Genomic DNA, 25,433 nt, shown 5'->3' on the forward strand with positions numbered 1-25,433 from the left:
CCAGCATGTACGCCGACGACACGATGGTCTCCGCGACCGTCCAGCAGATCCGCCAGAACTACCCCCGCTTCGGCCTCCAGCTGCCCGAGGGCATGGCCGACGACCTCGCCCAGCTCGACGCGCGGAAGGACGAGCCGCAGTTCGCCGCCGACCCGGCCGCGCTGCGTGCCGCCGTGGCCGCCGCTCGCGACGCCGGACAGGACCCGGCCACCGACGAGACTGTCCGCACCGAGCTGGCCCGCCAGCAGCTCGCCTCCCTCAACCTCGGGCAGCTGCCCGACGGGCGTGCCGGGCAGCGCCTCGCCGACGTGCTGCACAAGCACACGCCCGCGATCCTCGCCGACCTCGCCCAGGTCGTCGAGCAGGGCGACGCCGTGCTGGCCCGAGCGCGGAAGGCCGGTGTTAACCCCGCCGAGGCTTACGTGAACGGAGCCGGCCAGCGGGTGGAGCTGTGGGAGAAGGGGCAGGAAGCCCTCACCCGCATCACCCACGCGGCGAAGATTTGGGGGCTGCTCGTCGCCGCCTTCCGCCTCGCCGAGCGGGATCCGCGCCGCCGGGCGCTGGCCCTCGCCGACCTCACCCCCGAGCAGCTGTTCGCTCTCGACGGGCGCGACGTGATCGCGGCAGCCCGCGCTGGGCACCCGCTCTCGCTGGCCACCCCGGAGGAGTACACGCAGCGCTGCCGGCGCATCGACCAGCACCTGGCCGAGCAGGAAGCGCGACGGGAACGCGAGCTGCACACCGGACGGCGCGAGGTCACGGCCGCCTAGCCCGATGGGGGTGGGGGAGGTCCCCCCACCCCCGCCCGCCTTTGCACTTCCCGGCTTAGGCGGCATCTCTCTCCGCCAGAACCACAGATCGGACAGGAAGCCCCAAGGTGGGCCGGAACATCCCAAGGAGGTGCCGCTATGGCGGACCTGATGAGCATCACCGAGGCTGCCGAGAGCGGCGACATGCGCGCGCTTCTGGTCGCGTTGCGTGGCCGCCTCGCCGCAGCGGTCGACAACCCGACCACCTCGGCGCGCGACCTGACTGCGCTCTCCCGGCTCCTACGCGAGATCGTGCAGGAGATCGAGCATCTCGACGCCCGCGAACCGCGGCGCCTGGCGTTGGTGCCGTCGGACAGAGTCTTCGACGCCTCCGCTCTGTGAGCTGGCCTCCCACCATCGAATCGAGAGCAAGGAGCAGGCACATGGCATGGCCCGACGATGAAGACCTGACCGTGAAGGTGGAGGCCGCTTTCGGCGCGGACGTCACCGCCGACCCCGACACCTGGTCGTGGACCGACCTTTCCTCTCGGCTGCGCGCCGAACCCATCCGCATCCGCGCCGGCAAGTCCAGCGGCGCCAGCGTCGCGACGCCGTCGACCTGCGCGGTGACGCTGGACAACCCGGACTCGGCCCTCATGCCGGGCCATCCTCAGTCGCCCTACTGGCCGAATGTGCAGCTCGGCACCCCGCTGCGCGTCCGCGTCCAGTGGAACGGCGTGTGGCACGACCGGTTCTCCGGGTTCGCCGACCAGTGGGAGCCGCGGTTCGTGCCGACGACCACCCCGGGTGAGGCCGACGCGTACGTCATCGTCACGGCATCGGGAATCCTGCGCAGGCTCGGGCAGGGCAGCCCGCGGGCAATGTCGGCCATGCGGCGCAGCCTGGCCGCCTCGGGTCCGGTCGCTTATTGGCCGGTGGAGGACGGCGACGCGGCCTCGCGGGTGGGGTCGGCGGTTGCTGGCGCTGCGCCGCTGACGATCACCGGTACGGCGAAGTTCGCTGACATCGAGACGTGGACCGAGGGTCAGGGTTACGAGGTGCGGTACGGGTCTGCTGCGCTGGTCGACCTGTCCGGCGGCGCCGTCCTGTCGGCGCTGCTACCGGCCGCGGCCACCGCGGCCACCGCTGGCGCCGGCGGGTGGACTGCCGCGCTGGCCGCTGATGTGCCAGCCGCCGCATCCAACAACATGACGTTGCTCGAGGTTCACACGCCGACCGGCAGCATCACCGCCTGGCGGCTGGTCATCACCACCACCAGCCACACGCAGATCCACGCCTGGACCGGAGCGTCGTGGACCGTCGTGGTGGACAGCTCGTCCGTGTTCATCTCGATGAGCCCGCACAACTTCGCGGTGTGGCAGTCGTCGCCGGGGGTCATCACCGCCGCCTACGGCTGGTCGTCCGTCGGAGGGTGGAAGGCGACAGGCACTATCGCCGGCACCGTCGCCGGGGTGACCCAAGTAGTCGTCAACCCCGCTGGCACGACAGCGACGGAGCCTGTCCCTGCCGGCCATATCGCCGTGTGGGCCGGGCACGGCCTCAACGTCGTGGACAAGGCCGATGGGTCGATGATCCGGGCGCTGTACGCCTACGAGTGGTCGGGGCTGGCGGGGTCGGGTCAGCGGACGGGTGAGGGGGCCACGCAGCGCCTCGCGCGCCTCGCCGCTGAGGATGGCATCGCCCTCGACATGCCGCCGGTGGATCCGGCCTCCGAGGTGATGATGGGCCGTCAGGGGCCCGGCACCCAGCTGGATCTGTACCAGGAATGCGCCGAGGCGGACATGGGTGTGCTGTACGAGAGCGGGTTCGGGCTGGGCTACCTGCCCCGTCAGGACCGGTACAACCCTCCTGTAGCCCTCGCCGTCGACCTGGCCGCCTACTGCGTCACCCGTGGCTCCAACGACGTGCTCAGCCCGGTCCTCGACGACCAGGGCATGGTCAACGAGCTGACGGTGGAGCGCCGCGACGGGTCGACTGTGGTTGTGGCCGACGAGGACAGCCAGCGGCAAAGCGGCGTCTACAGCACCTCGGTGGAACTCAACCTCGTGGACGACAGCGCGCTGCCCGACCAGGCGGCGTTCCGGCTCTACCTGGCCCGCCGGCGGGCGTCGTGACGCCGGAGATACGGCGCCGGGTGGCTGTGCACGAGGCTGGTCACGCGGTCGCCGCGGTGGTGCTCGGTGCGCCGGTGGCGTGGGTGGACGTGGAGTGGCGGCCGGGTGAGGGCGGGACGCTGGTGCGCGAGGTGGACCCGCACACCGACGCGGTGGTGGCCCTGGCCGGCTACGAGGCGTCCGGTGGGGCGCTCGCGTTCTCCGGGGACACCCACGACACCCTCGCCGCCCGGGAGCTGGTCGGCGAGGCAGGGATACCCGCCGCGACGCTCGACGCTCGACGCATCCTCATAGCTCACCGCTACCGGCTGCTGGTGGTGGCGTCCGCGCTGCTCGACCACGGCCGGATCACCGGCGAGCAGGTCACGGCTTTGGTTCGGTCCGAGTCGCAGCTCAGCCAGCAGCAGTTGCTTCGGGTAACTACCGTCAGTCGCCGGGGGTGAATCGTCCGTGAACCGAGCGACGATCTTTCAGGCCGCGGTCGCGGTCATCCTGGCTGGCCTGTTCCTGATGCTGGCCGGCTCGCAGCCGCCGCTGCCTCGCCCCGGTCCGGTCCGCTCGTACCGTCCGGCGACCGAGGCGGAGAAGCGTCAGCGCGAGGTGGAGCAGCTGCGCGAAGAGTTGGAGCGTTACTCGCGCGAGATGGACCGCAAGGCCTCGCCTACTCCGTCGGCGGCTCGCTGACCGCCCCCGCCCGCCGACGGCGAGCATCCCGGGCGGCCAGCTCGTCGACGAGCTGGGCGAGGCTGGCGCCGCTGCGTAAGGCGGAGCCCACCCAACGCGCAGAGGGCGTCACCACGACGGTGACGCCCTCTGTCAGCGGGTGCATGGGTGGAGGCTACCGCCGGTTGCCGAACATCGACCCGAGGAGGCAGGCGAGCAGGATGAAGAACACGATTCGGCCAACCGGTGGCGGCTTCTTTGGCCAGGGCCGGTCACCCCGTCTGCTGTAGCGACTCCGCGTCATCGCGCGATCCTCGCACCCGCGGCGGCGTCACGGTGTACCCGGCGAGCGCGGTTCCACAGCCGCCGGCCGAACCGGAGACGCTTCCCGCTGGCCCGACACCAGCGGCACGGGCGGGACAGCTTGCTCTTGCGCTTGCTGCGGTGGTGGCCCTTCCCGTCGCACAGCCAGCAGTCGCGGAACGGTCGGATGATGCACGAGCCGGCGTACCAGACCAGCGCGGCGAGGATGATGCCGGCCGCGGTGAGCGTGCCTCTCACAGATGCCTCCCAGGAGCGGATTTCGGGGCCTCGGCGGGGGTGCCGCGACCACGCGACCAACAGGGGTTTGCGCTGGTGGGGGCTGGTCGCGCCCCTGGTCGCACTTCCGCGACCAGGGGCACACCCGCGACCACCCGTGCGACCTACTCGGCTTCGATCTCGCGGCGCTGCTGCGCGGCGTCGAGCGACGTGCGCCGGGCGCCCTTGATGTTCTTCCGGCCGACCTTCACGTCCTGGCTGTCGACCCCGTACCGGGCCAGCGACTCACGCACCATGTCGGCGGTGATCCCGGCGTACATCTCCGGCGCCAGCTCGGCGAGCCGCTCGGCGAGGACCGCCCACGGCACACCCGACTCACCGGGCCGCAGCACCGCGCGAGCGTCGGCGAGCATGTCGCGGGCCTCGACCCGCTCGACGTCCTCGCCGATGACCTGGCCGCGCAGCTGCGCCGCGCGGGCCACGATCGCCGCGGCTGTCTTCGGGTCGGGGAAGAACGACCGCACCGAGCCGGCCTTGCCGTTGCCGGTGATGACGCCCCACCCGGCGTCGACGCCCGGCTGGTAGACGGTGGCGGTCAGGCCCCGCTTGTACGCCCCGGTGCCGAGGATCATGTCGTTCTCGACCTGGCCGCCCACCGACAGGCACCAGCGGGTGACCACGCAGCGGGTGATGTTCGGCGGCACGCTGTCCCGGTCGGCGATCTGCGTGGCCAGCACGAGGATGATGCCCAGCGCCCGACCCCGCTTGGCGACCCGCTCGGCCATGTCCGCGGCGTCCGGGTAGGCCAGGAACAGCTCGTGCACCTCGTCGAGCAGGATGAACACCGGGTGCAGCCCACTGCCGCGCTTGGCGGCCAGCTCTGGCGTGACCTTGCCGAGCGGTGCCTCACCGCGCTCCCGGGCTCGCTTGATGCGCTCGCCGCGGCGCTCGCACTCGGCCAGCGCCCACGCGATCACGTCGCGGCCGGTCGACAGGGCCTCATCGTCGACACCGCAGGCGTACGTGCTGCACAGCGGCGCCATGTCGAGGAAGTCACCCGTGCCCTTGAACTCGGCAATCTTGAGCTCGCACGTCGGGTCGAGCGCGGCGATGGTGGCTAGCGTGCGGGCCGCGTAGGACTTGCCGGAGCCGGGCTGCCCGCCGATGAGGACGTTCCGCTCGAACAGCACCGTGGACACGGGCCGCTGCCGGGCGTCGGTGCCGAACGGCTGCGGCTCGAAGATGCTGGTGCGCGCCGTGTCGCCGGCCAGCGCCCACCGCGGCTGACCCATCTTGGACGACGGCTGGTAGCCCACCCACAGGTCGACCTGCCCGGGGTGGTCGGGGCCGACCTCCGGCCACACCTGGTCGACGGGCAGCCGGAGCGCGGCCGCGAGGTTGTCGCGCTTCTCCAGCACGGTGGTGGCGACGATGGCGCCAGGCAGGTTGAAGCGGGCCAGCCAGCCCGGCCCGTCCTTGTGGATGCCCGGCGGCGGGAACGTGATCTGCCCGGGTTCCTTCACGCCGATGCTCAGCGCGACGACGGCGTTGCGGACCATTTCGCCCGTGAGCTTGGTGAACGCGGCCTTGGTGGTCACCCGGTCGACGATCGGCTTGTCAGCGGGCCGCCCGTAGTGCGCGGCGAGCAGGACCAGGCCGACGACGGCGGCCCACCAGCCGACCGGCGGCATACCGGCCACCTCGACGCCCACCAGCAGCGCGGCGAGCAGCACCACGGCGGCGCCGACCACCCACCAACGGGCACCGGATGCCTTCTCCCGCCGGCGGTCGAGCTGCTGCCAGGTGTGCGGGTCGTTCTTGCTGGCCGCTTCCTGCCGCAGCTGGAAGTTCTCCCGGCCGCCCACCGCCCACCACAGCACGGCGGCGCTGGCCCGCCACGCACCGCGCGGGGCGTAGACGGCGACCTTGGCGGCGTACTTCGGCGAGCGGGTCAGGTGATAGAGGGCGGTGTGGCCGCCGTAGCCGGCGGACCAGCGGACCAGCGCCCGGCGGGCGTCCGGGTTGCGGAGGGCAGCCGGAACGATCGGCCGGCGGGCATCGGTGCGCGACACGACGTCGGCGAAGGTGGCCCGGCGGTCGGCCGGGTCGACGGCACCGCCCACCTGGTCGGCCTCGATGATGTGCCGCTCGTCGTCGTACTCGATGGGGAGCGTGGTCATGTCAGTACCTCCCTGACGCTTGCTCGGCGAGGTTGGTCACCCGCACGGCGGCCACGTCGAGCAGCTCGCGGCGGGACATGGTGGCCTCGGTCAGTTCGTTGTCGATGAGGTCGGCGAGGGCGCGCAGCCCGCCGGCAACACCGGCGAGCCGCGCCTCCAACGTCGGGCAGTACGTGCAGTCGTTAGCCACGGCTCGCCCCGCGACGGCGACGCATGTGGAAGGCGACACCGGCCGCCGCCGCACCGATCCCGGCGGCGATGGCGGTAGTGGTGTGCCCGGTCAGGTTGGCGGCCACGGAGACGGCGGCGAGGATGGCGGCGATGACGCTCACTTGGTCACGTCCTCTCGCACGAGGTGGGCCAGCGCGGCGCCCATGCCGAGCACAGCCACCGGCAGGCAGGAAACAAGGGTGGTGATCCACCACGGGGCCGACGTGACGCCCGCGGCCACGAGCAGGTGATACGCCACCTGGCCGAGCGCGCCCACCGCCAGCGAGGCGATGGCAGACCACTTCGCGAACGTCCGGGCTCGGTTCGGCACCCGGCCGGACAGCCACACGTACAGCGCGTACGCCCCGTACGTCTCCACCCCGATCGGCAGGGTGATGGCGGTGTTCAGGCTCACCCCGTCGGCGATCCCGGGAAGCGGGTGCACGACGCCGAACCCGGTGAGTCCGCCGAGTCCGACCCAGCCGGACCAGATGGCCACGAACGCCGGGAGCGCGAGCAGGATCACCGGCCAGGCGACCGCCCGCCGTCCCGGCTGGGCGACGGTCGGCGTACCCGGGTGACCGGGTGCCGTGACCTGCTCGACCGGCTCGGCGACGGGAGCCGCCGGGGCGGGCTGCGGACCCGGTACGGGCGCGTCCTCGGGGCGGGTGTCCGCCGGGTCCGTGCGGGGTGTCAGGAGCGCGCCCCGGACGATCATTGCGTGCCGCAGCGTCTCCGCCCGGTCGTCGACCGGGGCCGGGTCGGGGCCGATCGGCTCGGCGTAATCCCACGGGTCCGCCGTCGGCTTGTCGGCGGGGCGCTCGTCGGGCGGCGTGTATCCGAACTGCTCGGCGAGCTGGCGGCGCAAGTGCTCCTCGCGCAGCCGGGTCAGCAGCTCGTCGGCCTTCGGGGCGCCGATGCGGTACTCACGCATCAGGCGGTTCCGCGACGGAACCTCGCCCAGCTCGTCGACGAGCTTGCGGGCCGCGGGCAGCAGCGCGTCGACCGGCTGCGGGTAGCGGGTGCCGTTGATGGTCGGCGCGGTCATCGGGTCAGCTCCTTCGGGCGGTCGGCGGGCTGCCGGGCGTGCTTGCGGAGGATGGCGGCGGCGGCCTCGTCGGCGTGCTTCTCGACCAGGTGCCGGGCGACCAGGACGACGACCAGGACGACGACGGGCAGGCCGACGGCGGCGAGCAGCAGCGGGAACAGGGCGTCCTTCACCGGGCACCCCCGTCCACGAGGTCGGCGGCGGCCAGCAGCGCGGCGGCCAGCGCGCGGGCCTGCTCCGGCGTGCCCGACCAGCCCCCGGTGTTCTCGCCGCCGGCGTAGTCCCCCTCCGGGCCCTCGGCGACGGTCAGAACCACCCGCGGCGCGGTGATGAGCTCGGCGACGGCGCTCTCACCGGCCTCGGTGGTGCTCTCGACGTACACCGTGGCGGTCGCCGGGTCGTCGAAGGTGGTCGGGTCGAGCGCGGTCAGCTCGCTGACGATGCGCTCGTGGACCAGGCCGATCGAGAAGCCGTCGACCTCGCTGATGTGGCCGCGGTGGTCCTTGGAGCACCACGGCGGGCAGCCGGTGCGGATCGCGTCGGCCAGCTGGTGCACGCCGGTCGGGTTGACGGCGGCGGCCCGCTCGACCAGGGCGACGTCCTCGGCGGACGGCAGGTGCACGACGGCGGCGTGGCCGGTGTACTGCTGGTTGGTCGGGAAGCGCCCGGCGTTGGTGTCCGTCCGGCGGATCGCCGTCAGGTTGGGGGCGGTGTCGGCGTCGATGAGGCGGTTGGCCGCGGGGACGGGTGCGGATGCGATGATGCTCATGGGTCGGGGTCCTCTCCCGATCTAGGGCCCGGCCGGTGTTACCAGCACCGCGTTTCCGGGCCCGCCTACGTTGTGTAGCCCTGTCGGGCCGTTGCAGATCCTGTTGCAGTTCGCAGTAGTCCTAGATCGTCTAGGGCGGTCCGCGTAGCTGCTCTGACCTGCAATTTCGTACGTAGGTGAATCTCAGTGGACCCCCGACGGGGAAACTTCTAATCCCAAGGCCGCAGGTTCGAATCCTGCCGGGCGCACCACCGTCACCCCAGGTCAAGGGCCTGCCGCTCCCAGCCCGGTCAGTCGCCACCGGTCACGTACAGCCATTCGTACAGCCAAGTCAGCCGAAGAAGTGCTTCGCGGCCTCGTCCACGGCGGCCCGCTCGATGTCCGGCAGGACATGGGCGTAGGTGTTCACGGTCAGCCCGATCTGGCTATGACCGAGCACCTTCATCACCGTCCGAGGTGAGGCACCGGAGACGAGCAGGAACGTGCCGCAGGTCATGCAGACGAAGCCAGTCGAGGCCAGCCGCAGCCCGGATCTTGTGCCGGGTCCGGTCGATATGGTCCGGGTCCCTCGGAGTTCCCACCGTGGACAGCAAGACACGAGCACTAGAGCACCAACGCTCATTCGGTCTTCCTGCTTCATGCCGGTGAGTATGACCTGACTTTCGCGCCAAGGACCTCGGGGCTCCGCCCCGAACCCCGGCGCTCCTCAGAGATGCCGCCGCGGATCACCTCGTCAGTCTCGCCGTTGTTCGCACAATGCCCCTTCGGCCTGCTTGTGTCCCAGGTTGCGGTGACGGGCGAGACCTGCCGGGCTGTGGCGACATGTGGAATGGTCTTGTCATGCCGATAGATCAGCACCTACTCGTGGCCTTCACCCTTACCACGATCATCGCGATGGTCAGTCCCGGGCCGGACATGTTGTTCGTCTTAGGGTGTGGGATGCGCGGCGGTCCGCGGGCCGGCCTGCTCGCCACGGCAGGGGTGGCAACGAGCGAGGCCGTTCACGTCGCCGTGGCGGCCGCTGGGCTGGCCGCTCTCTTCGCGGCAGTGCCGACCGCCTTCACGGTGGTGCGGATCGTCGGAGGCGCCTATTTGATCTACCTTGGTGTGCAGATGATTCGGCACCGCAAGAGCGAGCAGAGCGAGTTGCCAGTCGTCGGCGGAGGCATTTCGGGCCGCCGTGCTTATCTCAGTGGATTGTTAACCAACCTACTTAACCCGAAGATGGTCACCTTCACGATCGCGTTCCTCCCACAGTTCATCAACCCACAACTGGGTCAGGTCTGGGCGCAGTTCGCGATCCTCGGCACCATTCTGATCGTCCTGGAGTTTATCGTCGACGGCACGGTGGGCGTGCTCGCAGGGCGGATCGGGGGATGGCTCCGTCGCCGGCAGGCCGCTCGCCGCCGAATCGACACAGCGACGGGAGGCGTATTCATAGGGCTGGGCGTGCGACTGGCCGTCGAGCGATGATGCCCCTTCCAAGTCAGACAGGGTTGAGGGACGTCATCCGGCCCGAGTGGACGGGGCGCCCGGGGGCCGGTAGCCGATGGCGCCCGCGGTCACGAGCGGGCATGAACGGTCAGGGGCGACAGTCGCCGTGAGCAGGCGTTTCGGGCATCACAGCCCGTTGAGTGCGCTCTTCCAAACTGGCGCTCCGGGTCCAGCGCAAGGACGGCCAATTAGTTGTACAGCCAGAAGGCAGCACAGCCGAGACACAGCACCAGCAGAACGGCCGAGACGAGCAGCAGCACGAGTAGTGTGAGCAGCTCCTTGCGCGCCGTCGGCGCAGACTCCGGCGGCGGACTGCCGTCGGTGGGCTCGGGGTCGGGCACCTCGTGATCATGTCAGAGCCAACCGCGTCTGGGAGCCAGGCGTGGGAGCCACCGGGGCGGACTGGACCGAACGGGACGGGACCGATCGAGTTGCCGAGCGCTTGAGGACCAGGACCAGGCGGACGACGTGTCGTCGAAGGAGCGTGCAGAGATCGCAGGGCCGGGACAGCGACGTACAGCCATTCGTACAGCCAAGCCTGCCAGCCAAGGCCGACGCGGTCCGACAACGACGGACGGCCTGAGCAGGGTCCCTGCAAGCTGACCAGCCGTCCGCCTTCTTCTTCTAATCCCAAGGCCGCAGTTTCGAATCCTTCCGGGCGCACCATGTCACGCAGGTCAGCGGAGCCGTCACCGGCGAAGCCTCGTACGTTGGCACCATGGCGACCTTCTGGACCTTGGGCTGCGATGCCGACGACCCGCAGCGGATCGCTGCTTTCTGGGCGCTGGCCCTGGGCTATGTCAAGGAGCCCGGTTTCGACGAGCCCGACAACGCATCGATTGTCGACCCGGATGGCCGCGGCCCCGCCATCAGTTTCCTCAGGGTGCCCGAGGGCAAGTCCAGCAAGAACCGCGTGCATATCGACGTCCGGGTGGCCGGTCCGGGCCCCTGGGACATGGTCGAGCGCGCCCGCCTGATCCGGCAGAAGGTCCCCGAGCTGGTCGCCGCCGGCGCGACGGTGACCCGCGAGGAGTGGTACGGCGACGTGCTCGGCCACGTCGTCATGCGGGACCCCGAGGGCAACGAGTTCTGCGTCGCCTGAGGCCGGCCGTCAGGGCTGCGGGGCAGCCGGCCGCCGGACCCGGTAGCGCAGGTGGGTCACGTGCGGCGAGTCCACCGTGGCGAGCCGCTCCAGTTCGATGTGCGCGTCGCCGAGGTGCTCGAACAGGCGCCGGCCCGCGCCGAGCAGCACGGGCGCGAGCTGGATGCGAATCTCGTCGACCAGACCCGCGGCCAGGAACTGCTGGCCGACCGTCGCGCCCATGAGGCGTACGTCGCGGTCGCCCGCGGCGGCGGTGGCCCGGTCGCAGGCGTCGCGGACATCCGTGACGAAGGTGAAGGTGCCGCTCTTCTCGACCCGCTCGGTGAGGGGGTGGTGGGTCAGCACGAGGCAGGGCACCGGGAAGGGGGTGTCGTTCCAGACGTCGATGCCGACGTCGAACGTCCGCCGGCCGAGCACCACGGCGCCCGTGCCCGCCTGCATGTCACGAAAGATCTCGGCGTCCACCTCGTTCGACGAGGCATCGAAGATCCACTCGTGCAGGCGGAGCCCGCCGACGCCCATCGGATTCTCGACGCTGACGTCCGGGCCGGCCATGAAGCCGTCCAGCGACATGGTGATGTCCAGCAGTACCCGTGCCATGGCAGCCCTTCGTCGAGGGACGCCGGGGCGTCCGGGAGCGGCAGGTGCTCGAAACCGTAACGCCGAGGTACGACAGGTAGGCCTCGGCGGACGGCCGGAACGGTCACTCTCCTGGTGACTGTTGCCCGGCGGACTCGCTCCACCGGCGGGCCTCAGCCGACAACTGCGTCATCACCTCCTCCTTCGCGGCGCCGTACTGGGCCCGGCTGTGGCGACACCGCTCGGCGGCGCGTCTCTTTGCCGCCTCGTAGCGACGGGCGGCGTCGGGGTTGGCCGCGAGGTAGGCGCGGAAGACCCGGTTCGCCTCCGGCACCGGCGACGTGACGCGGAAGACGTGCAGGTGGTGAGTTCGCTTCCCGGCGGTGTCCTTGGCGAAGAACAGGTGGTCACCGTCCTCGGGGAAGGCCAGCGGCCGGTAGACGTACCCCAGCTGCTCGAGTGGCCGGAGGTGCGCGACGACGGCGCCGACCTCAGCCACCGCCACCTGGATGTCGATGATGGGCTTGGCCGCACATCCGGGAATGCTGGTCGATCCGATGTGCTCGATGCCCAACGCCGCAGGCAGTGCCTCCGACAACAGCCCTTGTTCGACCGTGAATCGCTGCGGCCAGGCCGGGTCGTAGGGCACGATCTCGACCACCGGTGCATCGTCCTTCACGGCGGTCACCGTATCGGGCCGACGGCCGATGCTCGGAGCCCTATTTCCAGGGTGGGGTGTACCGGCTCACGTAGTCACGGGCACGCGGCAGCGGGTCACGCCAGTACCGGTCCGGCATGCGGCTGTGGTGCGTTTCGCAGAACTCGGCAAGACTCTCGGCGATCGTCACGCGCTCCAGCGGGCGGCCCTCGAAGGCCGTGTTGGCGGTCAGCAGCTGCGGCTCCGGATTCCAGCCCGAGTGATCGAACGCCCAGCCGTCCCACACCGCGTAGACGTGGAAGATCTGCCAGTCGCCGGCGAAGCGCACCCCTGCCATCTCCATCGGCCGGTCGGGGTAGAAGTCCCGGCAGACCCACGCCAGGATGTGACACGCTCCGGCAGCGAAGAAGGCCTGGTCCGTCCGCTCCCAGGCGATCCGCTGATCCGACCGCTCGATCGCCGTCCTCCGGAAGATTCCCGCTGCCTCGGCCGTCACGACACGGGACGATAACCCAGCGGCAACCGCGCGTCCGCTCTCACACGTTGCCGAAGGTCGGCGTGCCCGCGCTGTCGTAGGTCAGCATGGTCACCCCGGTGCCGGAGGTGCGGGTGCCGGTGAGCCGCAGGCCCGCCGGGGGCACGCCGTCGGCGAAGAGTCGCTGCCCGCGCCCCAGCACGACCGGGAAGACCAGCAACTGGTACGTGTCGATGAGCCCCTCCCGCATCAGCGACCGGGCGAGCGCGCCGCTGCCGTGCACCTGGAGTTCCCCGCCGGGGCGGTTCTTCAGTTCGGCGACGGCGGCGGCCAGGTCGCCGTCGAGGCGGTGCGAGCCCGACCAGGTCAGCTCATCGTCGCGGGTGGTGGCGACGTACTTCGGCAGCCGGTTGAGCGGGTTGTCCGGGCCGCCCTGGGCCGGGTCGGTCACGTGCGGCCAGTAGGCAGCCATGATGTCGTAGGTGCGACGGCCCAGCAGCAGGGCCTCGGCCCGCTCGAAGGTCTCGCCCATCCACCCGCCGACCGTCTCGTCGAAGTGCGGCGGCAGCCAGCCACCCAGGTCGAACCCGCCGCTGCGGTCCTCCTCCTGGCCGCCGGGGGCCTGCATGACGCCGTCCAGGGTCAGGAACGTGGTGATGGTGAGTCGCATGGTGCTGCCTCCCTCCTCGTGACCGGCCCCGCGCCGGTCTCCACTCTGCCGACGGCCGGGGACCGACCGATTCGACAGCCCACCCGGATCAACGATGTGACCTGGGCCACACCGGCTCAGGGCTTACGCGCGAACAGGTACGCCGCCGGACGCCTGCCCTCCTCCGGCGCCTGCCAGGTGCTCGCGGTGACCGGAAGGCCCGCCGCCGCGAGCAACGCCGCGATCCCCTCCGGCCGGGCGTAGTACCGCGAAGCGCAGTTCCGGGTACGCGCGCCGGGCCAGTGCGACCATCCGTGGCGACAGGTCGACGCCGAACGCGTCGACGCCCAGGGCCGCCAGGTGGGCGGTGACGTGGCCGGGGCCGCAGCCGAGGTCGGCCACCACCCCGCCGGTCGCCCGGGCCAGTTCGGCGAAGGCGCCGAGCAGCGCCCGGTCCAGCGGCAGCTCGGACAGTTTGGTGGGGACCAGCGCCGCGTAGTCGGCGGCGACCGTGTCGTAGGCGGCCCGGGTCTCGGTGAGGTGGGCGCGCTCGGTCACGCCCCGACCGTACCGGGCGGCGGCGCGGTCGGCGGCGACGTACCCTCCGCTCATGGTGACCGAGACGGATCTCCAGCTGGCCGACGGCCGCACGCTGCACGTCTACGACACCGGCGGGTCCGATCGGCTCGCCGTCTTCTGGCACCACGGCACGCCGAACATCGGTGCACCACCCGCGCCGCTGTTCGCCGCGGCCGACCGGCTCGGCCTCCGTTGGATCTCGCACGACCGCCCCGGCTACGGCGGGTCGACGCCGCTGCGGGGGCGTGACATCGCCTCGGCCGCCGCCGACGTCTCCGCGGTGGCCGACGCAATGGGCGTCGACCGGATTCGCGACGATGGGCCACTCCGGCGGCGGTCCGCACGCGCTGGCCTGCGCCGCGCTGCGGCCCGACCGGGTGGTCGCCGTAGTGGTCGGCGCCGGCCTGGCCCCGTACGGGGCGGACGGGCTGGACTGGTTCGCCGGAATGGTGCCCGCCGGGGTGGCGTCGCTGCGGGCCGCCGCCGCGGGACGGGCGGCCAAGGAGGCGCACGAGGCGTCGGGCGCCGTGTACGACCCGGAGTTCACCCCGGCCGACCTGGCCGCCCTGCACGGCGAGTGGTCCTGGTTCGACAGTGTGGTGGGTCCGGCGACGCAGGCCGGCCCGGGCGGGCTCATCGACGACGACCTGGCGTACGTGCACGCGTGGGGCTTCGACCCCGCCGACGTGACGTCGCCGGTGCTGCTGGTGCACGGCGAGCGGGACGGCATCGCCCCGGTGGCGCACGCCGAGTGGCTGGCGCGGCGCTGCCCCTCGGCCGAGCTGCGCCGCTACCCGGACGACGGGCACATCTCGGTGCTGCGGCACGCCGGGGCGGCGCTGGAGTGGCTGCGCCGGCGCGCCGACGAGGCGTCCGCCGGGAGCCGGCAAGGTTGAGTCGTTGACGACATCAGCTCGACAGGGGTGCACACCCAACGCGCCCGGGCCGGTAGGTGGCGGTGGGTGAGGCGGCGGCCGGGGTGCCCGGCCGCCGCCTCGCCGCGCCGGATCGGGCGCGGACCGCGGCCCGGCACGGGGACCTTGGAAGGTCTCCCGTGCGGGCCGTGGTGCCGGCGCCGGCCGGGTGGAGGGTCGAAGTGGCCCGCCCCGGCGCCGGAGTTCGGTGGGTCGACCGGCCGGCCTCGCCGTGGGCGCGCCGGTCACCGACCTCATGCCCCTCAGCGCTCACCCCACCGGGGATGTCACAGCGGGCACCCGCGGTAAACCGGATGACCGGTCGCCGCGCGGCGGTCACCATCGACGGATGCCGCAGCATCGACCCGCCGAGCCGGACATCCGGCGCTACTACACCGAGGTCTTCGCCGAGGCGGACCGGCTGGACCGGTCGCCGCAGGGACGGCTGGAGGCGTGCCGCACGCGCGACCTGCTCGCCCGGCTGCTGCCGCCCCCACCGGCCGAGGTGCTGGACATCGGCGGTGGCCCCGGCGCGTACGCCGGCTGGCTCGCCGCCGCGGGGCACCGGGTGCACCTGGTCGACCTGGTGCCGGCGCACGTGGCGGCGGCACGGGCGGCGTACCCGGGAATCACGGCGACCGTGGGTGACGCCCGGCACCTGCCGCTGCCCGACGGCCGCGCCGACGCGACCCTGCTGCTCGGCCCGCTCTACCACCTGCCCGACCGGGCGGACCGGGTGGCGGCGCTGCGCGAGGCGGCCCGGCTGACCCGGCCCGGTGGCCCGGTGCTCGCGGCCGCCATCAGCCGCAACGCCGCCCTCATCGACCTGACCGCGCAGGGGCGGGTGGACGAGCACAACCGTGCGCTGCTGCGTGAGGAGTACGCGACCGGGGTGAACGATCCGCGGACCGGCTTCACGACGGCCTACTTCCACCGCCCGGAGCAGCTGGCGGACGACTTCGTGGCGGCCGGCCTGCCGGCCCCCGCCGTGTACGGGGTGGAGGGTCCCCTGTGGCCGTTGCTGAACGCGCTCGGCACCGGCCCGGCCGAGCGGCTCTTCGCCGACGCGGCGGCCTGTGCCGAGACGTTCGAGCGGGATCCCGCGGTGCTCGGGGCCAGCGCGCACCTGATCGCCGTGGCCCACACGGGAGTGGACCGGAGCCGGCCCGCCGGCTGAAATCGCCACAGCGACGCGCCGCGCACCGAGGGTGACCGGCCCCGGACGCACGTGTTATTCTCCGGCGTCGATCCACCGTGCGGACCCGACCGGGTCGCTGCCGGAAGGACACCTCCCCCGATGCCGGTCGTAGCCGCCACGACCCTGCCGCCGTCCGCGCTGGACCGGCCGGCGGGCGGCGCGTTCACCCTGATCTTCACCACCCTGCCGGCGCTGCTCCGGCTCACCTGCGGCCTGGTCGCCGCGGTGGTGGCGCTGTCGGTGCGCACGCCGCCGGTCCGGGTGGCCCTGCTGGTGCCGGCGGTCGTCGCGCTCACGGCCTGGTCGGTCTGGTACGCGGTCCGCGCGCTCCGGTACGGGTTCACGGGCCCGCTGGTGGCCGGCGACGTGGCGCTGACCACCGCGGCGGGGCTGGCGATCCCCTGGCTCGTCGCGCCGGAGGTGCTGCCCGGCGAGGGCAGCTGGCTGGCGGTGCTGGCCAGCACCACGGTCATCAACGCGCAGGCCACCGCCCCGGCCCGCTGGTCGGTCCCGGCCGGGCTGCTCGTCACCGCGGGCTACGCGACCGGCGCCACCCTCGCCCGCAACCCGGTCGAGGCGCGGGCGCACACCGCGACGCTGCTCGTGCAGATCGGCTGCACGGCGGTGACGACCGCGGTCATGCGCCGCCGGATCGGGCGCGCCGACGCCGCTTTCGGGGACTACCAGCGGCTGTCGCGGGAGGCCGTGGTGGGGCGGGCCGCCCGGGAGGCCGAGCGGCGGCAGAACCGGGACCTGCACGACACCGTTCTCGCCACGCTCACCATGGTGGGTCTGGGCGCGGTGCCCGGTCCGTCCGCCGCGCTGCGCGAGCGGTGCGCGGCCGACCTGCGTACCCTCGCCGCCCTGGCCGACGCGCGGGCGACGCCGGCCGGCGCGGTCGCCCTCGACGAGCGGCTGCGGACGGTCCTCGCCCGCCTGCCCGAGCTGACCGTGGACGCGAGGCTCGTGCCGTGCCGGGTGCCCGCCACGGTCGCCACGGCGCTCGCCGGCAGCGCCGCCGCCGCGCTGGCCAACGTGGTCCGGCACGCGCCGGGCGCCACCGCCACGCTGCGCCTGACCTCGGACGCCGGCGCCGTCGTGGTCGAGGTGGCCGACGACGGCCCCGGCTTCGACCCGGCCGCCGTCCCGGCCCACCGGTACGGGCTGCGCGAGTCGATCCACGGCCGGATGGCCACGGTGGGCGGCCGCGCGGTCGTGACCTCCGCCCCTGGTGCCGGCACCCGGATCCGGCTGGAGTGGTCCGGTGTCCACTGAGTCGGGAACGGTCGGGACCGGCATGGCCGCCCCGGCGATCGTGCGGCAGCGGGCGCCGGAGCGCGCCGGGCCCGGGGCGCCGGCGACCGCGGCGCACGCGGTGGGCGACGCCTCGGACCGGGGCGCCCGGATCGTGGCGGTGGGCATCGCGCTGGCCTGGCACCTGGCGATCGGGTTGCCGGCGCTGCTCGGCTCCTGGTCCCGGCTGGCCGCCCCGCCGGTGGTCGCCGCCGGCTGGCTGCTGACCACGGGGGTCGGTGTCGCGGCCGGCGTACGCCTCCTGCGCGGCGGGCTGCCGCCCGCGCGGCTGCCGGCGGTGGCGCTGCTGGTGGTCGACGGGGTGGTCTTCGCGGCGGCCGGTGAGCGGCAGCTCTTCACCGCGGCCAACTGGGTGTGGGGCGGGCTGGCCTGGTTCTTCCTGCTGGTGCTCTGGCGGCGGCCGTTGAGCTGGCTGCTCGTGCTGCTCGCCGCGCACGCGACGATCGCCCTGGCCGCGGTGGTCCTGCACGGCGCCACCGCCCCGGCCGACCTCAGCCGCTACGCCATGTACGTCTACGGCACCTCGTCACTGCCGGTGGCCGTGTTCGCCGGGGCGGCGGCGATCGCGGCGCTCGCCCGGGACCGGGCCTCCACGGCCGCGGCGGCCCTGGCCGTGGCGGCGGAACGGGACGCGGCGGAACGGGCCCGGCGGGAGCGGCAGGCGCGGCTGGCTCTGGTCAGCGGCACGGCCGAGGAGGTGCTGGCCGCCCTCGCGTCCGGCGAGGCCGACCCGGCCGACCCGGCGGTGCGCCGCCGTGCCGTGCTGGCGGCCGCCCGGCTGCGCCGGTTGATCGCCGAGTCGGACGACGTGCCGGATCCGCTGCTGCACGAGCTGCGCGCCGCCGCCGACCTGGCGGAACGGAACGGCCTGCCGATCGAGCTGGTCGCCGTCGGGGCCCCGCCGGAGCTTCCGGTCGAGGTCCGGCGGAAGCTGGCCGACCCGGCGACCGCCGCGCTCGCCGGCGCCCGCGGCTGGGCGCGGCTGACCGTGGTGGCCGGCCCGGACGAGGTGGTGGTCAGCCTCGTCACCCCCGACCACGACGGGCCGGACGCGACCGGCCCGCCCGACGGGGACGGGAACGGGTCGGTGGAACACCTGCACGAGCGCGACGGGGAGATCAGATGGACGCAGACGCGGTGGCGGAGGACGTGACCGGCGGGCCGCCGGTGGGCGTGGCGATCGTGGACGACCACCCGGTCGTGATCGACGGGGTACGGGCCTGGCTGGCCGGTGAGCCGCGGCTGCGGGTGCTGGCCACCGGGGACGACCCGGACGTGGTGCTGCGGGCCGCCCCGGAGGCCGAGGTGGTCCTGCTCGACCTGCGGCTGCACGGGCGCATGGTGCTCGACAAGCTCGCCGAGCTGAGCGCCGCGGGCCGCCGGGTGGTGGTCTACTCCGAGCACACCGACCCGGAGACCATGCTGGCCGCGCTCGACGCCGGCGCGGTGGCGTTCCTGGCCAAGCACGAGGGCCGGGAGCACTGCGTGGCCACGGTGCTCGCGGCGGCGAGCGACCGGCCGTACGTGCCGCCGGCGCTGGCCGGCGCCATCGTGGGCGACGCCCGCCCGGACCGGCCCGCCCTGTCCGACAAGGAGCGCGAGGCCCTGCTGCTGTGGTTCCAGTCGATGTCGAAGGCGTCGGTGGCGCGCCGGATGCGGATCAGCGAGCACACCGTGAAGCAGTACGTGGACCGGGCGCGGATCAAGTACACCCGGGCGGGGCGGCCCGCGGCCACGAAGGCGGCGTTGCTCGCCCGGGCGATCGAGGACGGCCTCGTCCGGCCGGAAGATATCGGCATCTACCGGCCACAGGCGTCCGCCGACCGGCCGACCCCCTAACGGGTGTCATGACAACTGCCCCGGGGTGCGGGAGGCTCGACGTATCGCCAACCGCCACCGGGAGGTCGTCACCGTGCAGGAGGACGCCGCACCCTTCTTCATCGGGCCCCACCGCTTCGACGCGGACGACGATCGCACCCGTCCCCTGCTCGACCGGCGCTACGCCCTGCTCCCCGAGCCGGGCGAGCAACTGCTGGGCCAGCACCGGCTGCTGGTGGCGGGTCACCTGCTCGGGCCCACCGACGACCTCCGGTCCTGGGCGCTGCCCACCCCGGCGGCGGTCACCCTGACCGACCGCCGGCTCGCGTACGTCTGCACCGGCTCCGAGCTGTCCCTGGTCTCCGGGCGGGACGGCCGCACGGACGCCCGGCACCGGCGCCCGGTCCGGCTGTCCCGCCTGGTCAGCGGGCAGATCCGCTGGCAGTGGCCGTCGCGGCTGGAGGTGTCCGAGGGCCCGGACGGCACCGGCGAGCTGCGGGTGGTCTGCGACGCGCTGCGCACCATCCGCCAGCCGGCACTGGCGCTCGCCGGCCCGGCCGGCCTGATCGCCGCGCTGGCCCAGCAGGTACGCCGCTCGGTGGCCGCGTACCGGCTGGCCCGCCCCGACCTCGTGGACCTCTCCCCGCCGGAGCGGGACACCCTGGTGGTCCGGATGGGCCCGGCGCCGGGCCCGACCCGGGGTGCCCTGACCCTGCCGGGTTCGCTGCCGGTCGAGTTCCTGTCCCGCGACGACTACTACCGCCCGGCCCTGGCCGAGCCGCCGGCCTGGCCCCGCCAGGACGTCCCGGCGCGGGACCGCCCGGGCTCCGCCTGCTGACCCGCCCGACGGGCGCCGCCGCGGATCAGGAGGCGGGGGTACGGCGACCCGGGCGGTCCAGCTCGGCGGCCTGCTCCGGGGTGGGCGCGGTGCCGCCCAGGTGCGCCGGCTGCCACCAGGCGTCGTCCGGGCCGGCGGGCTGGTCGGGATATTCCCGCTGGGCGCGGTCGACCAGCGCGGTGAGCCGGGTGCGCAGCTCGGCGGTGAGGGCGTTGCCGTCCGCGTGGGCCGCCGGGTCGATGGGCTCGCCGACCAGGATGGTGATCGGGGTGTGCCGGCGGGTCAGGGTGCGCGGCCGGCCCTTGGTCCACAGCCGCTGGGTGCCCCAGAGCGCCACCGGCAGCAGCGGCACGGCGGCCTCCTGGGCCATCCGGGCCGCACCGTTCTTCAGGTCCTTCACCGTGAACGAACGGCTGATCGTCGCCTCCGGGAAGACGCCGACCACCTCGCCGCGGCGCAGCGCGCCCACCGCCGAGGCGTACGAGCCGGCGCCCGCGGCGCGGTTCACCGGGATGTGCTTCATGCCGCGCATCAGCGGGCCGGAGACCTTGTGCCGGAAGACGGCGTCCTTGGCCATGAACCGGACCAGCCGGCCGGAGTCGCGCGCGCCGTAGCCGCAGAAGATGAAGTCGAGGTAGCTGACGTGGTTCGAGGCCAGCACCGCCCCGCCGGTGCGCGGCACGTGCTGGCTGCCCTCCACCCGCAGGCGCAGGTCGAGAGCGCGGAACATCGTCTTGGCGGCGAGGATCACGGGCGGGTACACGAGTTCCGGCATCCGCCAACTTTACCCCGAGTAGGTTACGGGACCGTAGGGGCGAAGTCGCCCCGCTCTGCCGTCGGCAGAGCGGCTGGCCGTGGCGGGGGCACTGCGGTCAGCATGGCCGGATGACCGATCGCGCCGTACTGCTCTGGATCCACGGCGGCGGGTGGCGGGCCCGCTCCGAGGAGGACGGGGGCGCGCTCGCCCCGCTCGGGCTGCGGGTGGTGCCCGCCACCTACCGCTTCGCGGCCGAGGCCCGCTGGCCGGCCCAGCTCGACGACGTACGCGCCGCCGCGCGGGACGCCCGGGCCGCGGCGGGCGGGCTGCCGCTGCTGGTCGGCGGCGACTCGGCCGGCGCCATGCTGGCCCTGCACCTGGGCCTGCGCGGGGTGGACCGGCCGGGCGACGTCCACGGGGTGCTGGCCTACTGGGCGCCGGTCGACCCGCTGGACCCGGACTGGCGGCGGCTGCGCCGGCACGACGACCCCTGGGCGGGCCTGCTGGGCCACCCGCCCGCCCCGGGCGACGCGGCGACCGCCGACGCCACGGTCGCGAGCCACCTGGGTTCGGGCGTACCCGTGCTGCTCGTGCACGGTCGCGACGACGCCGCGGTGCCGGCCGCCCAGTCGGTCGGGCTGGCGGGCCGGCTGCTGGCCGCCGGCCACCCGGCGCACCTGTGGCTCACCCACGGCGGGCACGCGCTGGACCTGGACCGCCCCGACATCCGGGCGGTCACCGCCGCGTTCCTGGACCGCGTCCTGCCGCCGGCCTGAGCCGACTACGGTGCAGGGCATGCCCGATCTCACCGCGATCGTCATCCACTGCCGCGACCCCTACCTGCTCGCCCCGTTCTGGAGCACGGTGACCGGGCTGCCCGTGGTCGAGGAGGACCGGGTGAAGCTCGGTGACCGGTCGCTGGAGCCGGACGAGTCGGTGCTGCTGCGCGACCCCGCCGGCCACCGGCCCGACGTCTGGATCAGCCCGGTCGACGACCTGCCCGGCCCCGGCCGGATCCACCTCGACCTGGTGGGCGACGCCGAGGAGCGGGCCGCCGTGCTGGAGGCGGGTGCCACGGTGGTGCGCGAGCTGCCCCGGTGGACCGTGCTGGCCGACCCGGAGGGCAACGAGTTCTGCCTGCTGCCCCGCAGCGAGGCGCACGGCGACACGCTGCTGCCCGGGCACTGAGCCCACGACAGCGCGCCGCCGGCCGGTCGGCCGGCGGCGCGTCGGCGCCTCGGGTCAGGAGGCGAGTTGGTGCAGGTCCAGCCGGCCCCGGGCGAAGGCGTCCACCCGCCCCCACCGGCCGGGGATGTCCAGCACCTCGATGCGCCCCATGCCGACCGGCAGCCGCGGGTCCACCGCGAGGTGCCCCTCGTGCGGCTCCAGCCCCAGCATGGTCCGGATCAGCAGCAGCGGGGTCCCGGTCGACCAGGCCTGCGGGCTGCACGCCGTCGGGTACTCCACCGGGAACTTGGTCAGCTCACGCTGGTAACCGCCGAACGCCTCGGGCAGCCGCCCGTCGAAGTACCGCGCCGCGTCCAGGATGCCGCTGGCGATGGTGGCGGCCTCCTCGGCGAAGCCGTACCGGCGCAGGCCCCAGGCGATGAAGGAGTTGTCGAACGGCCAGATCGTGCCGTTGTGGTAGCCGATCGGGTTGTACCGGACCTCGCCCTCGGCCAGCGTGCGCACGCCCCAGCCGGAGAAGAGCCGTGGGCCGACCAGGTGCGCGGCGATCTGCTCCGCCCGGTCCTCCTGCACGATGCCGCTCCACAGCAGGTGGCCGATGTTGGAGCTGAGCACGTCGCACTGCCGGCCGTTCGGGTCCAGCCCCAGGGCGTAGAAGCCGCCGTCGGCCACCCACCAGTCCCGGTTGAACCGCTCCTTGAGCTCCGCCGCCTCCCGTTCCAGCTGGTCGGCGAACGCGGGGTCGTCCCAGAACTCCCGGGCCATCCGGGCGGCCCGCATCTTCGCGTCGTACGCGTACCCCTGCACCTCGCAGGTGGCCCGGGGGAACGGCGGCAGCGTGCCGTCGGAGTACGACAGGGAGTCCCAGGAGTCCTTCCAGCACTGGTTCTCCAGGCCGGTGTCGGTGTTGCGCCGCTCGTACCAGATGTAGCCGTTGCCGACCAGGTCGGCGTAGTCGTCGATCCACATCAGCGCGGCCCGGCACTCCCGTTCCAGCTCCTTGACCAGCGCGACGTCGCCGCTCCACTTCTCGTACTCGTCGAGCAGCACGATGAACAGCGGCGTCGCGTCCACCGAGCCGTAGTACGGCGAGTGCGGCTGCTCCTCGAATGCGGCGGTCTCGCCGTAGCGCATCTCGTGCAGGATCCGGCCCGGGTCCTCGTCGCGGAAGTCGTCGAACCGGGTGCCCTGCAACGCGCCGAGGATGCGCAGCGTGGTCTTCGACATCGCCGGCGCGAACGGCAGCGCCTGAAGGCAGGTGAAGATGCTGTCCCGGCCGAACATGGTCATGAACCAGGGCAGGCCGGCGGCCGGCAGGGTCTGCCCGCCCAGCGAGAGCGGTGAGAACCGCAGCGCGGCCAGGTCGATGAGGCTGCGCCGGTACGTGGAGGCCACCTCGCCGTGCTCGCTGTTCACCTTCGGCGCCTTGGCGATCCACTGCTCCAGGTCGTGCTGGAGGGCAAGCCGTTCGGTGCCGTGCGCCCGCAGCCCCATCCGCAGGTCCCGGCCGCCCGGCCCGATCGCGTACGTCTGCACGTCGATGGCCGTGTCCCACTGCTCGTTCGGTTCGAGGTGGATGCTCCACGCGAACCCGTTGCGGTCGTAGCGGGCCGGTCGGGAGGCGGAGATGACCGTCTCGCGCCGGAAGTTGCCCCGGCGGTAGCCCAGCCGCAGCTTGTCCCGTTCGGCCTCCGAGTAGGTCTCGCCCTTCTTGTTCAGGATCTCGTCCTTGACCTGGAACAGGTCGGCGAAGTCGGCGCCCGCGTCCATCCGGATCTCCAGGTCGACCGCCTTCTCGTCGTGGTTGAGGATGGTCAGCGACTCCCGGAAGCTGCCACCCACCGCCCGCTCCCGGATGATCGACAACTTGGCGTCGATGTAGTGCGTGGCCATTCCCGGCACCAGGAAGAAACGGGCCTCGTAGTACTGCAGGTCGTCGTAGGAGAGCGCATTGAGCCGCTCGCCGTTGACGGTCAGGACCCACTTCGACAGGAACCTCATGTCGAGCGAGAAGAGGCCGGTCGGCTCGCTGGGAGTGGCCTCGATGTCACCGGTGTCCTCGGAGACCACGAACGTGTTGCCGTCCAGGATGCGGATGGTGTTGCTCGCGGCCATCAGGCAGCCCTCCTCTGAAACACGTGGTGCGGCCCCCGGGAGTCCGGCGGACCGGGAAAGAGCCGTTCGATCTGCAACACCAGGCGCAGGTCCCCGGCGACCGTCATGTCCCCACGCAGCAGCGCCGCGATGGTGTTCTCCTCGCCGCTGACCAGCTGGCCGAAGAGCCGCGGTTCGACGCCCACCACGGTGTCGGCCTCCTGGTCCTCCTGGCGGACCCGGAGGTTGCCCCGGTCGATCTCCAGCAGCCAGTGCGTGGTCTGTGGCCCCTCGTGCAGGTCGAACCGGAGGGTTCCGGAGGTCTTGGCCAGCAGCGGTTCGAACCCCCGCCGGTCCAGCTCCTCGAAGAATCTGGTGGTGGTCATGTCCATCGGGCGACTCCTCCCGCGATCCGCACCCTCCGACGTCCGAGGACGGGTCCCCGCCGAGGTACGGGGTCAACCTCGCCCGGTTCGGGTGAGTCACCCACCAGGGGCCCGGACGCGCGAACGCCGGCCCCCGAACCGGGGGCCGGCGTCACCGCGGCGGACGAGTCAGTTGTTCGGGTCGTCGGCGCTGACGTCCGCGAGCACGGACTGGGGTTCCCGCTCGACGGCCAGGTCACCCATCGACACCAGGCCGATGAGGCGGCCGTCCTCGGTCACCGGCAGCCGGCGGACCCCGTAGGTGCGCATGAGGTCGGTGGCGGCCACCGCGTCGTCGTACTGGCTGACCGTCACCACGTCCTTGCTGGTGATCTGGTCGAGCTTCGTGGTGTTGGGATCCAGGTTCTCGGCCACGCCCCGGACCGTGATGTCCCGGTCCGTGACGATGCCGACCACGTTGTCACCATCGGTCACCACCACGTCGCCGATGGCGCTGTCGCGCATCTCCTGTGCCGCGGCGGTGAGGGTGTCGCTGCCGTTCATCGTCACCAACCGGGTCGTCATGAACTCTCCGACCGTTGTCATGGTGCTCCCCTCTCGTGTCGGCACCGCGGTCTACCCGGCGGCGCGAACGAGGTAACGCCGCCGGGCACCCTGCGGTCAGCCGCGCGGGGGCATTCCGTAGAGCCGCTCGACGTGCAGCCGGAGCACCAGCCGGCGCTCGGCCACCATGGCCCGCCGGAAGTCGTCCCAGTCCGGGTGTTCGCCCTGCACCGCCCGGTAGAGCCCGACCAGTTCCCCGACGGTCGGGTCGTCCGGCCGCTCCGCCACCGGGGTCAGCTCGGCCCGGGCCTCCACCACCGCGTACGCCCAGCCGTCCGCGCTGCTCACGTGGAAGCTGGCCCGGGGGTCGCGCCGCAGGTTGGCGGTCTTGGCCCGGCCGTCCGTGACCGAGATACGGATCAGCCCGGCGTCCCGGTCGAAGGAGTAGACCACCGTGGACAGTTGGGGCCGGCCGTCCCGCTTCAGGGTGGCGAGCACGCCGAGCCGGCGGTCCGCCACGAGGTCGGTCAGCGCCTGCTCGTCCGCCACGGGG

34 protein-coding genes are annotated in these 25,433 nt (G+C 73.0%); 15 read left to right on the forward strand and 19 right to left on the reverse strand.

The window, feature by feature from the left end:
• Positions 1-5: 5 nt before the first annotated feature.
• The 5 genes from GCE86_RS19640 (at position 6) to GCE86_RS19660 (ending at position 3,568) form a co-directional block, all read left to right on the forward strand.
• Complete coding sequence (locus tag GCE86_RS19640) at positions 6-770, forward strand: hypothetical protein (protein WP_154228306.1); 765 nt, start codon at positions 6-8, stop codon at positions 768-770.
• A gap of 138 nt (positions 771-908) precedes the next feature.
• Positions 909-1,151, forward strand: a complete 243-nt coding sequence (locus GCE86_RS19645) for a hypothetical protein (protein WP_154228307.1) — start codon at positions 909-911, stop codon at positions 1,149-1,151.
• Positions 1,152-1,192: 41 nt separating this feature from the next.
• Positions 1,193-2,884 carry a hypothetical protein gene (locus tag GCE86_RS19650; protein WP_154228308.1) on the forward strand — a complete coding sequence of 564 codons (1,692 nt, stop codon included), beginning with the start codon at positions 1,193-1,195 and terminating at the stop codon, positions 2,882-2,884.
• Positions 2,885-2,904: 20 nt separating this feature from the next.
• Positions 2,905-3,327: a hypothetical protein gene (locus GCE86_RS19655; RefSeq protein WP_154228309.1), complete on the forward strand. Its 423-nt coding sequence runs from the start codon at positions 2,905-2,907 to the stop codon at positions 3,325-3,327.
• A 7-nt stretch (positions 3,328-3,334) separates the two neighbouring features.
• Entirely contained in the window at positions 3,335-3,568 is a 234-nt protein-coding gene (locus tag GCE86_RS19660) for a hypothetical protein (RefSeq protein ID WP_154228310.1), read from the forward strand.
• A 279-nt stretch (positions 3,569-3,847) separates the two neighbouring features.
• On the opposite strand, the gene GCE86_RS19665 is transcribed toward GCE86_RS19660, so the two are convergent.
• The 8 genes from GCE86_RS19665 to GCE86_RS31675 form a co-directional block, all read right to left on the reverse strand.
• The gene (locus tag GCE86_RS19665) at positions 3,848-4,108 is read right to left on the reverse strand and encodes a hypothetical protein (protein WP_154228311.1); all 261 of its coding nucleotides are present in this window, start codon (positions 4,106-4,108) and stop codon (positions 3,848-3,850) included.
• Between the two features lie 143 nt (positions 4,109-4,251).
• Complete coding sequence (locus tag GCE86_RS19670; RefSeq protein ID WP_154228312.1) at positions 4,252-6,267, reverse strand: FtsK/SpoIIIE domain-containing protein; 2,016 nt, start codon at positions 6,265-6,267, stop codon at positions 4,252-4,254.
• A 1-nt stretch (position 6,268) separates the two neighbouring features.
• On the reverse strand, positions 6,269-6,457 hold the full coding sequence (locus tag GCE86_RS19675) for a hypothetical protein (RefSeq protein WP_154228313.1): 189 nt from the start codon (positions 6,455-6,457) through the stop codon (positions 6,269-6,271).
• Positions 6,450-6,599: a hypothetical protein gene (locus GCE86_RS19680; RefSeq protein WP_154228314.1), complete on the reverse strand. Its 150-nt coding sequence runs from the start codon at positions 6,597-6,599 to the stop codon at positions 6,450-6,452. Before GCE86_RS19680 ends, GCE86_RS19675 begins: the two co-directional genes overlap by 8 nt.
• Positions 6,596-7,525: an ABC transporter permease gene (locus GCE86_RS19685; RefSeq protein ID WP_154228315.1), complete on the reverse strand. Its 930-nt coding sequence runs from the start codon at positions 7,523-7,525 to the stop codon at positions 6,596-6,598. The genes GCE86_RS19680 and GCE86_RS19685 overlap by 4 nt, the downstream gene beginning before the upstream one ends.
• Complete coding sequence (locus GCE86_RS19690; RefSeq protein ID WP_154228316.1) at positions 7,522-7,698, reverse strand: hypothetical protein; 177 nt, start codon at positions 7,696-7,698, stop codon at positions 7,522-7,524. The genes GCE86_RS19685 and GCE86_RS19690 overlap by 4 nt, the downstream gene beginning before the upstream one ends.
• The gene (locus GCE86_RS19695) at positions 7,695-8,294 is read right to left on the reverse strand and encodes a DUF6907 domain-containing protein (protein ID WP_154228317.1); all 600 of its coding nucleotides are present in this window, start codon (positions 8,292-8,294) and stop codon (positions 7,695-7,697) included. Before GCE86_RS19695 ends, GCE86_RS19690 begins: the two co-directional genes overlap by 4 nt.
• A gap of 331 nt (positions 8,295-8,625) precedes the next feature.
• On the reverse strand, positions 8,626-8,790 hold the full coding sequence (locus GCE86_RS31675) for a hypothetical protein (protein ID WP_163636831.1): 165 nt from the start codon (positions 8,788-8,790) through the stop codon (positions 8,626-8,628).
• Positions 8,791-9,158: 368 nt separating this feature from the next.
• Here GCE86_RS31675 and GCE86_RS19705 point away from each other — a divergent pair, with 368 nt between their 5' ends.
• The gene (locus GCE86_RS19705) at positions 9,159-9,767 is read left to right on the forward strand and encodes a LysE family translocator (protein WP_244317029.1); all 609 of its coding nucleotides are present in this window, start codon (positions 9,159-9,161) and stop codon (positions 9,765-9,767) included.
• A 209-nt stretch (positions 9,768-9,976) separates the two neighbouring features.
• Here GCE86_RS19705 and GCE86_RS19710 read toward each other — a convergent pair whose 3' ends face one another.
• Positions 9,977-10,129: a hypothetical protein gene (locus GCE86_RS19710; protein ID WP_154228320.1), complete on the reverse strand. Its 153-nt coding sequence runs from the start codon at positions 10,127-10,129 to the stop codon at positions 9,977-9,979.
• A 377-nt stretch (positions 10,130-10,506) separates the two neighbouring features.
• Between GCE86_RS19710 and GCE86_RS19715 the strand changes: the two genes are divergently transcribed.
• The gene (locus GCE86_RS19715; protein WP_154228321.1) at positions 10,507-10,890 is read left to right on the forward strand and encodes a VOC family protein; all 384 of its coding nucleotides are present in this window, start codon (positions 10,507-10,509) and stop codon (positions 10,888-10,890) included.
• Positions 10,891-10,899: 9 nt separating this feature from the next.
• Here GCE86_RS19715 and GCE86_RS19720 read toward each other — a convergent pair whose 3' ends face one another.
• From GCE86_RS19720 to GCE86_RS32155, 5 genes are all read right to left on the reverse strand, one after another.
• Positions 10,900-11,490, reverse strand: a complete 591-nt coding sequence (locus tag GCE86_RS19720; protein WP_154228322.1) for a dihydrofolate reductase family protein — start codon at positions 11,488-11,490, stop codon at positions 10,900-10,902.
• A gap of 103 nt (positions 11,491-11,593) precedes the next feature.
• Positions 11,594-12,130, reverse strand: coding sequence for a GrpB family protein (locus GCE86_RS19725; protein WP_167537056.1), 537 nt, complete (start codon positions 12,128-12,130; stop codon positions 11,594-11,596).
• A 58-nt stretch (positions 12,131-12,188) separates the two neighbouring features.
• Complete coding sequence (locus GCE86_RS19730) at positions 12,189-12,623, reverse strand: hypothetical protein (RefSeq protein WP_154228324.1); 435 nt, start codon at positions 12,621-12,623, stop codon at positions 12,189-12,191.
• A gap of 40 nt (positions 12,624-12,663) precedes the next feature.
• Positions 12,664-13,272, reverse strand: a complete 609-nt coding sequence (locus tag GCE86_RS19735; protein ID WP_154228325.1) for a dihydrofolate reductase family protein — start codon at positions 13,270-13,272, stop codon at positions 12,664-12,666.
• Positions 13,273-13,395: 123 nt separating this feature from the next.
• Positions 13,396-13,809, reverse strand: a complete 414-nt coding sequence (locus GCE86_RS32155) for a methyltransferase domain-containing protein (RefSeq protein ID WP_338106353.1) — start codon at positions 13,807-13,809, stop codon at positions 13,396-13,398.
• 338 nt (positions 13,810-14,147) lie between these two features.
• Here GCE86_RS32155 and GCE86_RS19745 point away from each other — a divergent pair, with 338 nt between their 5' ends.
• From GCE86_RS19745 to GCE86_RS19770, 6 genes are all read left to right on the forward strand, one after another.
• Positions 14,148-14,726, forward strand: a complete 579-nt coding sequence (locus GCE86_RS19745; protein ID WP_244317031.1) for an alpha/beta hydrolase — start codon at positions 14,148-14,150, stop codon at positions 14,724-14,726.
• Positions 14,727-15,093: 367 nt separating this feature from the next.
• Positions 15,094-15,921, forward strand: coding sequence for a class I SAM-dependent methyltransferase (locus GCE86_RS19750; RefSeq protein WP_154228327.1), 828 nt, complete (start codon positions 15,094-15,096; stop codon positions 15,919-15,921).
• 120 nt (positions 15,922-16,041) lie between these two features.
• Positions 16,042-17,217, forward strand: a complete 1,176-nt coding sequence (locus GCE86_RS19755; protein ID WP_154228328.1) for a sensor histidine kinase — start codon at positions 16,042-16,044, stop codon at positions 17,215-17,217.
• 22 nt (positions 17,218-17,239) lie between these two features.
• Positions 17,240-18,409 (forward strand): hypothetical protein, encoded by a 1,170-nt coding sequence (locus GCE86_RS19760; RefSeq protein ID WP_154230598.1) that lies wholly within the window; start codon positions 17,240-17,242, stop codon positions 18,407-18,409.
• Complete coding sequence (locus tag GCE86_RS19765; RefSeq protein ID WP_154228329.1) at positions 18,379-19,095, forward strand: response regulator transcription factor; 717 nt, start codon at positions 18,379-18,381, stop codon at positions 19,093-19,095. The genes GCE86_RS19760 and GCE86_RS19765 overlap by 31 nt, the downstream gene beginning before the upstream one ends.
• Positions 19,096-19,168: 73 nt before the next feature.
• Positions 19,169-19,912: a hypothetical protein gene (locus tag GCE86_RS19770; protein WP_154228330.1), complete on the forward strand. Its 744-nt coding sequence runs from the start codon at positions 19,169-19,171 to the stop codon at positions 19,910-19,912.
• Positions 19,913-19,937: 25 nt separating this feature from the next.
• Here the strand turns inward: GCE86_RS19770 and GCE86_RS19775 are convergent, their stop codons facing one another.
• Entirely contained in the window at positions 19,938-20,687 is a 750-nt protein-coding gene (locus tag GCE86_RS19775; protein WP_154228331.1) for a lysophospholipid acyltransferase family protein, read from the reverse strand.
• A gap of 110 nt (positions 20,688-20,797) precedes the next feature.
• Between GCE86_RS19775 and GCE86_RS19780 the strand changes: the two genes are divergently transcribed.
• Together GCE86_RS19780 and GCE86_RS19785 are read left to right on the forward strand one after the other, a co-directional pair.
• On the forward strand, positions 20,798-21,445 hold the full coding sequence (locus GCE86_RS19780; protein WP_154228332.1) for an alpha/beta hydrolase: 648 nt from the start codon (positions 20,798-20,800) through the stop codon (positions 21,443-21,445).
• 19 nt (positions 21,446-21,464) lie between these two features.
• Positions 21,465-21,857 carry a VOC family protein gene (locus GCE86_RS19785; protein WP_154228333.1) on the forward strand — a complete coding sequence of 131 codons (393 nt, stop codon included), beginning with the start codon at positions 21,465-21,467 and terminating at the stop codon, positions 21,855-21,857.
• A 54-nt stretch (positions 21,858-21,911) separates the two neighbouring features.
• Here the strand turns inward: GCE86_RS19785 and GCE86_RS19790 are convergent, their stop codons facing one another.
• The 4 genes from GCE86_RS19790 to GCE86_RS19805 form a co-directional block, all read right to left on the reverse strand.
• The gene (locus tag GCE86_RS19790; protein WP_154228334.1) at positions 21,912-23,972 is read right to left on the reverse strand and encodes an amylo-alpha-1,6-glucosidase; all 2,061 of its coding nucleotides are present in this window, start codon (positions 23,970-23,972) and stop codon (positions 21,912-21,914) included.
• Complete coding sequence (locus GCE86_RS19795) at positions 23,972-24,343, reverse strand: SCP2 sterol-binding domain-containing protein (RefSeq protein ID WP_154228335.1); 372 nt, start codon at positions 24,341-24,343, stop codon at positions 23,972-23,974. Before GCE86_RS19795 ends, GCE86_RS19790 begins: the two co-directional genes overlap by 1 nt.
• A gap of 162 nt (positions 24,344-24,505) precedes the next feature.
• Positions 24,506-24,922 carry a CBS domain-containing protein gene (locus tag GCE86_RS19800; protein WP_154228336.1) on the reverse strand — a complete coding sequence of 139 codons (417 nt, stop codon included), beginning with the start codon at positions 24,920-24,922 and terminating at the stop codon, positions 24,506-24,508.
• Between the two features lie 75 nt (positions 24,923-24,997).
• Positions 24,998-25,429, reverse strand: a complete 432-nt coding sequence (locus tag GCE86_RS19805; protein WP_154228337.1) for a PPOX class F420-dependent oxidoreductase — start codon at positions 25,427-25,429, stop codon at positions 24,998-25,000.
• Positions 25,430-25,433 lie beyond the last annotated feature (4 nt).

This window comes from Micromonospora terminaliae (assembly GCF_009671205.1).
Lineage (GTDB): Bacteria > Actinomycetota > Actinomycetes > Mycobacteriales > Micromonosporaceae > Micromonospora > Micromonospora terminaliae.

Excerpts from the sequence above, each read along its gene's own strand:
- GCE86_RS19800 (WP_154228336.1), bottom strand. The coding sequence starts at position 24,922 with ATGACAACGGTCGGAGAGTTCATGACGACCCGGTTGGTGACGATGAAC.
- GCE86_RS19745 (WP_244317031.1), top strand. The coding sequence starts at position 14,148 with ATGGGCCACTCCGGCGGCGGTCCGCACGCGCTGGCCTGCGCCGCGCTG.
- GCE86_RS19760 (WP_154230598.1), top strand. The coding sequence starts at position 17,240 with ATGGCCGCCCCGGCGATCGTGCGGCAGCGGGCGCCGGAGCGCGCCGGG.
- GCE86_RS19715 (WP_154228321.1), top strand. The coding sequence starts at position 10,507 with ATGGCGACCTTCTGGACCTTGGGCTGCGATGCCGACGACCCGCAGCGG.
- GCE86_RS31675 (WP_163636831.1), bottom strand. The coding sequence starts at position 8,790 with ATGACCTGCGGCACGTTCCTGCTCGTCTCCGGTGCCTCACCTCGGACG.
- GCE86_RS19685 (WP_154228315.1), bottom strand. The coding sequence starts at position 7,525 with ATGACCGCGCCGACCATCAACGGCACCCGCTACCCGCAGCCGGTCGAC.
- GCE86_RS19670 (WP_154228312.1), bottom strand. The coding sequence starts at position 6,267 with ATGACCACGCTCCCCATCGAGTACGACGACGAGCGGCACATCATCGAG.
- GCE86_RS19790 (WP_154228334.1), bottom strand. The coding sequence starts at position 23,972 with ATGGCCGCGAGCAACACCATCCGCATCCTGGACGGCAACACGTTCGTG.
- GCE86_RS19780 (WP_154228332.1), top strand. The coding sequence starts at position 20,798 with ATGACCGATCGCGCCGTACTGCTCTGGATCCACGGCGGCGGGTGGCGG.
- GCE86_RS19755 (WP_154228328.1), top strand. The coding sequence starts at position 16,042 with ATGCCGGTCGTAGCCGCCACGACCCTGCCGCCGTCCGCGCTGGACCGG.
- GCE86_RS19795 (WP_154228335.1), bottom strand. The coding sequence starts at position 24,343 with ATGGACATGACCACCACCAGATTCTTCGAGGAGCTGGACCGGCGGGGG.
- GCE86_RS19720 (WP_154228322.1), bottom strand. The coding sequence starts at position 11,490 with ATGGCACGGGTACTGCTGGACATCACCATGTCGCTGGACGGCTTCATG.
- GCE86_RS19765 (WP_154228329.1), top strand. The coding sequence starts at position 18,379 with ATGGACGCAGACGCGGTGGCGGAGGACGTGACCGGCGGGCCGCCGGTG.
- GCE86_RS19695 (WP_154228317.1), bottom strand. The coding sequence starts at position 8,294 with ATGAGCATCATCGCATCCGCACCCGTCCCCGCGGCCAACCGCCTCATC.
- GCE86_RS19640 (WP_154228306.1), top strand. The coding sequence starts at position 6 with ATGTACGCCGACGACACGATGGTCTCCGCGACCGTCCAGCAGATCCGC.
- GCE86_RS19735 (WP_154228325.1), bottom strand. The coding sequence starts at position 13,272 with ATGCGACTCACCATCACCACGTTCCTGACCCTGGACGGCGTCATGCAG.
- GCE86_RS19785 (WP_154228333.1), top strand. The coding sequence starts at position 21,465 with ATGCCCGATCTCACCGCGATCGTCATCCACTGCCGCGACCCCTACCTG.
- GCE86_RS19650 (WP_154228308.1), top strand. The coding sequence starts at position 1,193 with ATGGCATGGCCCGACGATGAAGACCTGACCGTGAAGGTGGAGGCCGCT.
- GCE86_RS19775 (WP_154228331.1), bottom strand. The coding sequence starts at position 20,687 with ATGCCGGAACTCGTGTACCCGCCCGTGATCCTCGCCGCCAAGACGATG.
- GCE86_RS19645 (WP_154228307.1), top strand. The coding sequence starts at position 909 with ATGGCGGACCTGATGAGCATCACCGAGGCTGCCGAGAGCGGCGACATG.
- GCE86_RS19750 (WP_154228327.1), top strand. The coding sequence starts at position 15,094 with ATGCCGCAGCATCGACCCGCCGAGCCGGACATCCGGCGCTACTACACC.